Source organism: Bilophila sp. 4_1_30, assembly GCF_000224655.1.
Lineage (GTDB): Bacteria > Desulfobacterota > Desulfovibrionia > Desulfovibrionales > Desulfovibrionaceae > Bilophila > Bilophila wadsworthia.
The window spans coordinates 58982-66402 of record NZ_JH114233.1 but is presented as its reverse complement, the minus strand read 5'-3'; the positions used below and the strand labels follow the sequence as shown (position 1 = coordinate 66402).

Here is a 7421-nt window from a genome sequence, read left to right as displayed (position 1 = left end):
CCGCCGGTGGAGGCCACGGCCTCAACCGCGCCCGCGAAATGGGGCGTATAGCCGACCTTCTTCATGAGCGGGATGGTGAAGGTGCCGGTGCCATAGACGTTGGCGGCGGCGTTCCCGAAATAGTCCCGAACAGGGCCGAAGCGAAAATGGCGACCTTGGCGGGCCCGCCCGCGGACTTGCGCGTCAGCAGACAGGCAAGATCCATGAACAGCGAACTCATCTTTGAACTTTCGAGGAAAGCCCCGAACATGACGAACGCGAAGATCATGCCTGCCGCCGCACCGAGCGGGACGCCATAGATGCCGTCCGTGAGGAGGAAAAGCTGCTCGATCAGGCGGTCGTATTCGATGCCGTTGTGGGCGAGGCCGCCGGGCATGTACTCGCCGAACATGGCATAGGCGAGGAAACCGCCGGACACGATGACGAGCGGCCAGCCAGAGGTGCGGCGCGTGGCCTCAAGCACCAGCAGGACAAGCCCCGTCCCATAGAACAGGTCAAGGTTGGTGACGTCTTCCACGTACTTCAGGCGGCGTGCGATGTTGTCCGCTTCCTGAAACACATACACGTTGATGGCGACGGCCAGCGCGATCAGCGCCAGATCGATGAGGATAGGAAACCATCCCTCCTTTTCCTCCGGCGCGAGCTTGCGTGAAGGTACGAGGAGCAGGACAAGAATCATGATGAGCGTGAGGTGCGTCCCGCGCAGGATATGCGCGTCCGTCACCCCGAAGCCGCCCGTAAAATAAATCTGGAACAGCGACAGGACAATGGCGACCACGGTGGCCGCAGGCTTGAGGAGGGAGCGATCGAGGGAGAGCGACATGCCGTGTTTCTCCTTGCGTTGTTGAGGGGAAGGGGAGGCGAGGAGTGCCGGGGAGGGAGAACCGGGGGAGGGGAGAGGAAATCCTTCTGGAGAAGGGCTTTTCCTCTCCCCCTCCCCGGACCCCCCACCTCTCTCCTTCCCAAGACTTTTGACTGGTGGGGAGGTGACTTGGAGGGAGTTCGTTCCGGCGGAAGGTTGGAAAAGAGTCCTTCACGCCGTCAAAAACAATGAGTTCTCCGTAACCGTTACTTCCGCCAAGCGTTTGCTTTGGGGGAGTTGCCGCCGAAGCAAGCGCGCCGTCGGGTCCGGGACGGTGCCCCGGCTCAGATCCGGTAGGCGATCTGGAAGGCTTCCCAAACCCCGTTGATGATCTTGCCGACCTTCTTGCAGTCCCCTACCCGGACGAAATCGATGCCCGCGGCGGCGAGATCCGCGCAGAGGGCGGTGTCCGGGCGGTAGCCGAGCGCAACGACCACCGTGTCGAAGCCGGAGAGTTCTTTTTCCAGATAGGGGGTTTTCACCTTGACGTTGCCGTTGCAGCCGATTTCGAGCACCTCGGTCTCGGTCAGGCAGACGACGCCGAGGGCCGCGAGTTTCGGCATCAGCATCTGCCGGGTCTTGTATTCCATGTCGAGGGCGATGCCGTCGCGCAGTTCCACGATAGTGACTTCGCAGCCTTTTTCTGCGAGGAACTCGGCCGTTTCGCTACCCACGAGGCCGCCGCCGATGACCAGCGCGCGGGAACCGGCCTGCGCTGTCCCTGTGAGGATGTCCTGTGCAAGGACGACCGGGGCGTCGGCGCAGAAGCGGGGCACGATGGGAGCTCCGCCGGTTGCCACGATGACGTGATCGGGATTCAGGGTGCGGACGGCGTCAGCGTCGGCCTTCGTATTCAGGCGGACATCGACCCCGGCGCGAGGAAGCATGGCGGAGAAATATGCGCCGAGGGTGGCGAACACACCCTTGCCGGGAGGCAGGGCGGCGATGTTGGCGAGGCCGCCGAGCGAGGGGGACGCCTCGAAAAGTACGACCTTGTGCCCGCGCTGTGCGGCGGTGAGGGCGGCTTCACACCCGGCGGGGCCGCCGCCGATGACAACGACGGTCTTCGGCGCGTCAGCCTGCGTCATGGGGTAATCATCCTCATATCCGGTGCGCGGGTTCAGGGCGCAGGAGATGGGGCGGCACTCGTTGAGCATCCCGGTGCAGCCTTCGTTGCAGCCGATGCAGGTCAGGATCTCGTCGTCGCGGCCTTCCGCGAGCTTGGCGGGCAGGAAGGGATCGGCGAGCAGGGCCCGGCCCATGGCCACCAGATCCGCCTTGCCGGAAGCGATGATGCCTTCGGCGGTCTTGCGATTGCAGATCCGGCCCACCACGGCGACGGGGATGCGGGAGCCGACGGCCCGCTTGATCGCGGCGGCGCGATCGGCGTTCCAGCCGTCCGGCACGCTGGCGGGGGGAATGATGTATTCCACGGACTCACCGATGCCGATGGAGACGTTCAGCATGTCCACGCCGTTGTCGGCCATGACCCTGGCGATGCGGACGGCCTGTTCCATATCGATGCCGCCGGGCATGAATTCTTCCATGCTGTAGCGGAAAAGGATGGGGAAGCCGGGACCGACCTGCTTTCTGACGGCGCGCAGGACTTCGAGGGGGAAGCGCATCCGGTTTTCAAAGCTGCCGCCGTAGGCGTCCTCGCGGCGGTTGGTGAGAGGAGACATGAACTGGTTGATGAGGTAGCCGTGCGCCCCGTGGATTTCCACGGCGTCGAACCCGGCTTCCACGGCGCGGCGGGCGGCCTGCACATACGCCCCGACCATACCTTCGATGTCGTCGGCGTCCATGACGCGGGCATTTTCGGTGGGGGCGAGGCCCGGAATCATGGAAACGAGCAGGCGCGGACAGCCGGAGGTGGGCGGATTGCCAAAGCGTCCGCCGTGCTGGAGCTGAATGGCGATCTTCCCGTCGTGGCGATGCACGGCTTCGGTGAGCTTGGAGAGGCCCTTGATCATGAAGTCGTCGGAAATGCCGAGACCGAGATCGAAGCTGTTGCCGCTGCGGGCCACATAGGTGGCTTCGACGATATTCATGCCTACGCCGCCCTTGGCGCGCTCCTCATGGTACCGGAGGAGCTTTTCGGTGGCCTCGCCGTTGACGGCCGCATGGTAAGAAGCCATTGCGGGCATGATGATGCGGTTTTTCAGCGTCATCCTGTTGATCCGAACGGGGTTGAAAAGAACGGAACTGGTCATACTGCTGCACTCTCCATAGCCGGGCGGGGCCCGCGACAAGTTTATGAAGGAAAGGCCATATGTCTTTTCATCTATAACGCGAACGGTTTTTCTATGAGGCAATTTGTTCCGAAGCGGGAAAGCTTGTTTGCCAAAGATTGGCTTGAAGGATAGGATGAGACTTGAAAAAAGTTGGTTATCTATGGATTCTGCTGAACTTATGATTACGGTATAGAAGAATGTGATAATTCTATCAAACGCAAAATCTTTATCCGCCCATTCATGAGATGAATGCATGAACCAGAATAAACTCCAAGTGTCCGGGCAATTCCTGTACTCGTTTACGGCCGTAGCCAAACACATGAGCTTTACGAAGGCGGCTGAGGAGCTGTGCATCACCCAGAGTGCGGTAAGCCATAGAATACGTTGCCTTGAGCAGGAACTGGGTTTTCCGCTTTTTCATCGCCTGACGCGCAAGATCATCCTGACCGAGGAAGGGAAGACGCTGTACGGCACGTTGGACGCCAGCCTCAAGCAGATCCACGAAGCTATCAGAAATATTCAGGAGGCGGAGCTGCAGGGGGATCTCGTCATTGCCTGCGCGCCTTCCATCGCTGGTTGCTGGCTGTTGCCGTTGCTGTCGGAATTTCAGCGTGAGCATCCCAACATTTCCCTGCACATACGCAGCGGCAACGACCTCATCAGTTATGAGAACGAAGAGAACAACGCGGATGTGGCGATCTATTGCGGCGACTCGATTACCGACGGGCTGCACGCGACGCCGCTTCTGCGGGACAACCTGCTGCCCGTATGCTCTCAGCATTATGCGCGGGAGCATGATCCTGATTGAGAATCCCGAGGCCCTGCGCAATTGTGAGCTGATCCACGAGCACCCGGAGGCCGCAAACACGCCGTTCTACGCGGGATGGGAGATATGGGCGAACTGGGCGGGGATCACGGGGCTGCCGCTCCAGTCGGGCTACAGTTTCGATCGTGCCGAATTGACCGCGATAGCGGCGAAGCAAGGGCTCGGCGTCGCGCTCGGCCGCGAGTGGCTGGTCAGGGAAGCCCTGCAGAAGAAGGAACTCATCGTGCCCTTCAACTTGGTTTTCCCCGCTCCGCAGACCTATTATGTGGTGTCCACGCATAAGGGCATTCAGCGGCCCAAAGTTCGGCTGTTCCATGACTGGATTCTGGAAAAGGCCCGCCACTCGAAGCCATATGGCAATGTGGTTCTTTAGGAGGGGGAGAGCAGTAGCGCGACATACCGGGGGAGGAGGGAGTTCGTTCCGGTGTAGTTTTGAAAAAGTTCCTTTGCGCCGTACAAAATAGGGATATCCCCGTAACCTTCATTTCCCCACCAAGCATTTGCTTCGGCGGCTTGCCGCCGAAGCAAATGCGCCGCCGGGTCAAGGGACGGCTCGCCCCTTGCGGAGTGCAGAGGCAGCGCCTCTGCCGGGGTTTTAGGGGCGGAGCCCCTGGGGTTGCGCGGGATGGGGTTCGGCTATAGAGGTAGACGAGGAGGAAGCGGCATGAAGATAGCGGCCTGCGATTTTGACGGAACCCTGTTCCGCGACGGTGTGGTGAGCGAAGCGGACCTTGAGGCCATAGCGGACTGGAGGCGTTCGGGGAACGCTTTCGGGATCGTGACGGGCCGAGGCCGGAACACGCTCCTGCGCGACGTAAAGCGGTTCAGCATCCCTTACGACTTTTTGATCTGCAATAACGGCGCGATGATCTGCGACGAGCAGGCGCAGGACGTGTATTGTGCGGTTCTGCCCGAGCCGGTGCGTGCTGAAATCATGGATCATCCGGGTATGCGGGCAAGCGCACAGTGCGCGTTCTTCGCGGGAACTGCCATTTTCACCCATGCGGGCAAGACGGACTATTGGATCCTTAAAGAGCATGTGCTCCCCCGGCTTTCTCCCGTTGAGGCCCTGCATATGCCCGGCCTGCATCAGATCAGCCTCGCCTACGCCGAGCCCGGGGAATCGGTGGCGTGGTCAGAAGCTTTTACGGAAGGTTGCGGCGAGAATGCGGGCGTGCATTTCAGCAATATCTGTATCGACATCACCGCCCCGGACGTGAGCAAGGCCGCGGGCATGACTCACCTGCTCGAGTTGCGGCGCTGGGGCGAAGCCAAGGAAGTGCTCGTCATCGGCGACGATATGAACGACCTTCCCATGATCCGCCATTTCAACGGCCATGCCGTGGCCAATGCCGCGCCGGAGGTTCGGGACGCCGCGTCCTCTGTATTTTTGAGCGTCGGCCAGATGTTGAGGGAACGGGTGTAGGGTGGATCGGGGGAGCCTGCCCGACACGTTTTCTTTATTATGAAAGATTGATGGAAATTTTTTGTGATGATCGCAAGGAGAGGCATGATGGAACAGGGCGGGGCAGGAAGATGGAGCGATGCCGAACTGCACGGGGCGCTGGCCCGGGTGTTCGGCTATACGGCGTTCCGCCCTCATCAGATTGAGATCGTAAAGGGGATTCTCGGCGGACATGATTCGCTCTCCATCATGCCCACGGGCGGCGGGAAAAGCCTGTGTTTTCAGCTGCCATCACACTTGATGGATGGCGTGTGCGTGGTGATCAGCCCGCTGATTTCGCTGATGAAGGATCAGGTGGATGCCGCCTGCGCCAACGGGCTGCGGGCCGCCGCACTCAACAGTTCGTTGTCCCCCGGCGAGCACAGGGCCGTGCGGGAGGCGCTGGCCTCCGGTGAACTGGACTTGCTGTACATTTCGCCCGAACGCCTGAGCGCGCCCGGCTTCTGGGAAGCGCTGGCCTCGTGGCCCGTTTCTTTCTTCGCCGTCGACGAGGCGCACTGCATTTCCCAATGGGGACATGATTTCCGCCCGGATTATCTGGCGCTTTCCGGGCTTGTCGAGCGGTTCCCCCAATGCCCGGTGGCGGCGTTCACGGCTACGGCTACGCCCGAGGTGGAGCGCGACATCCTTTTCCGGCTCGGCCTGCGGGAGCCCCGGCTGATCCGGGCTTCGTTCGACCGTCCGAACCTGTTCTATCATGTCCTGCCCAAAGAGGAACCTCATGCCCAGCTGCTTTCGTTTCTCGGCGGCCATGCGGGGGAATCGGGCATCGTCTACCGGTCCACGCGCCGAAAAGTCGAAGAGACCGCCGCATTCCTTCAGAAAAAAGGCGTGAAGGCCGAAGCCTACCATGCAGGCTTGCCCGATGCGGAGCGTATGCGCGTGCAGGAGGCCTTCCGGCGGGATGAATGTCCCGTTGTGGTGGCGACGGTGGCTTTCGGCATGGGCATCGACAAGCCCGACGTGCGCTTTGTGGCACACCTTGATTTGCCGAAAAACGTGGAGGGCTATTATCAGGAAACGGGCCGGGCCGGACGTGATGGCGATCCCGCGCACTGTCTGTTGCTTTACAGTGCGGCGGATATGGCGCAACTGCTCTATTTCGCGCGTCAGACGGAGGACGAAGAGCAGAGGAGTATTGCGGAAAAGCACGCCTACGCCATGCTGGAGTATGCGGAACGCAACCAGTGCCGCCGCAAGGCGTTGCTGTCGTATTTCGGGGAAGCCTTCGAGGAGCCCAATTGCGGCGGATGCGACGTATGCACCGGGGAGATACAGGAGGAAGATTACACCATTGAGGCGCAGAAAGCGCTCTCCGCAATGGTGCGGAGCGGGTGCCGCTTCGGGCGGGTGCTTATCATGGACATCCTGATGGGTGCGGATAACCGCCGCATCCGGGAAACCGGCTTTCAGCATCTGCCCACCTATGGCGTGGGCAAGGATCGGACACGCCGTTTCTGGAAGTATCTGATCGATGCCCTGACCCGTCAGGGGCTGGCTGCCATAGAAGGTGAAGAATATCCATATCTGCGCGTTACCGAAACCGGATGGGAGACGTTGCGGGGCGCTCCGTTCCGTGCCCTGCGGATCGTGGAAACGCGTGCCCGCCGAAACCGGGCGGAGCGCGACGGAACGTCACAGGACATGGATGTGGACGATACGCTGTTCCAGCTCTTGCGCGCGGAACGCCGCAGGCTGGCGGAAGCCGCGCAGGTGCCGCCCTATGTGGTGTTCCATGACCGCGCCCTGCGGGAAATGGCGGCGGGAAAGCCGGCCAGCCGCGAGGCCATGCTCGGCATCGCCGGGGTCGGGGAAAGGAAGCTGGCGCAATACGGCGACGCCTTCCTTGCCGTGATCGCACGGTACATTTCTGAAAACTAGACCATTTCGAAGCCTATCTGTTCTGGATATACCGAAGGCTGAGGCAAAACGCTTCCACGGAAGCGTTTTGCGACGGCAGGAAGGGGGCTTTCCGGTGCGCGTTCGTTTTTTTCTCCGCTATACCCGCGTTGCTTCTAACTCTCTCTCTCTCTC

5 protein-coding genes and 1 pseudogene are annotated in these 7421 nt (G+C 61.0%); 4 read left to right on the top strand and 2 right to left on the bottom strand.

The window, feature by feature from the left end:
- A pseudogene (locus tag HMPREF0178_RS12365) lies at positions 1–679 on the bottom strand (TRAP transporter large permease subunit); the annotation flags it as partial.
- A 467-nt stretch (positions 680–1146) separates the two neighbouring features.
- Positions 1147–3075: an FAD-dependent oxidoreductase gene (locus HMPREF0178_RS12360; protein ID WP_009368376.1), complete on the bottom strand. Its 1929-nt coding sequence runs from the start codon at positions 3073–3075 to the stop codon at positions 1147–1149.
- A gap of 274 nt (positions 3076–3349) precedes the next feature.
- On the opposite strand from HMPREF0178_RS12360, the gene HMPREF0178_RS22815 reads away from it, so the two are divergent.
- The 4 genes from HMPREF0178_RS22815 to recQ all read left to right on the top strand — a co-directional run bounded on the left by HMPREF0178_RS22815 (position 3350) and on the right by recQ (position 7268).
- Positions 3350–3904: a LysR family transcriptional regulator gene (locus HMPREF0178_RS22815; protein ID WP_009368375.1), complete on the top strand. Its 555-nt coding sequence runs from the start codon at positions 3350–3352 to the stop codon at positions 3902–3904.
- On the top strand, positions 3891–4295 hold the full coding sequence (locus tag HMPREF0178_RS22810; RefSeq protein WP_009368374.1) for a LysR substrate-binding domain-containing protein: 405 nt from the start codon (positions 3891–3893) through the stop codon (positions 4293–4295). The genes HMPREF0178_RS22815 and HMPREF0178_RS22810 overlap by 14 nt, the downstream gene beginning before the upstream one ends.
- A 291-nt stretch (positions 4296–4586) precedes the next feature.
- On the top strand, positions 4587–5348 hold the full coding sequence (locus HMPREF0178_RS12350; RefSeq protein WP_009368373.1) for an HAD family hydrolase: 762 nt from the start codon (positions 4587–4589) through the stop codon (positions 5346–5348).
- 84 nt (positions 5349–5432) lie between these two features.
- Positions 5433–7268, top strand: a complete 1836-nt coding sequence (gene recQ, locus HMPREF0178_RS12345) for a DNA helicase RecQ (RefSeq protein WP_232281269.1) — start codon at positions 5433–5435, stop codon at positions 7266–7268.
- The last annotated feature ends 153 nt before the right edge of the window (positions 7269–7421 follow it).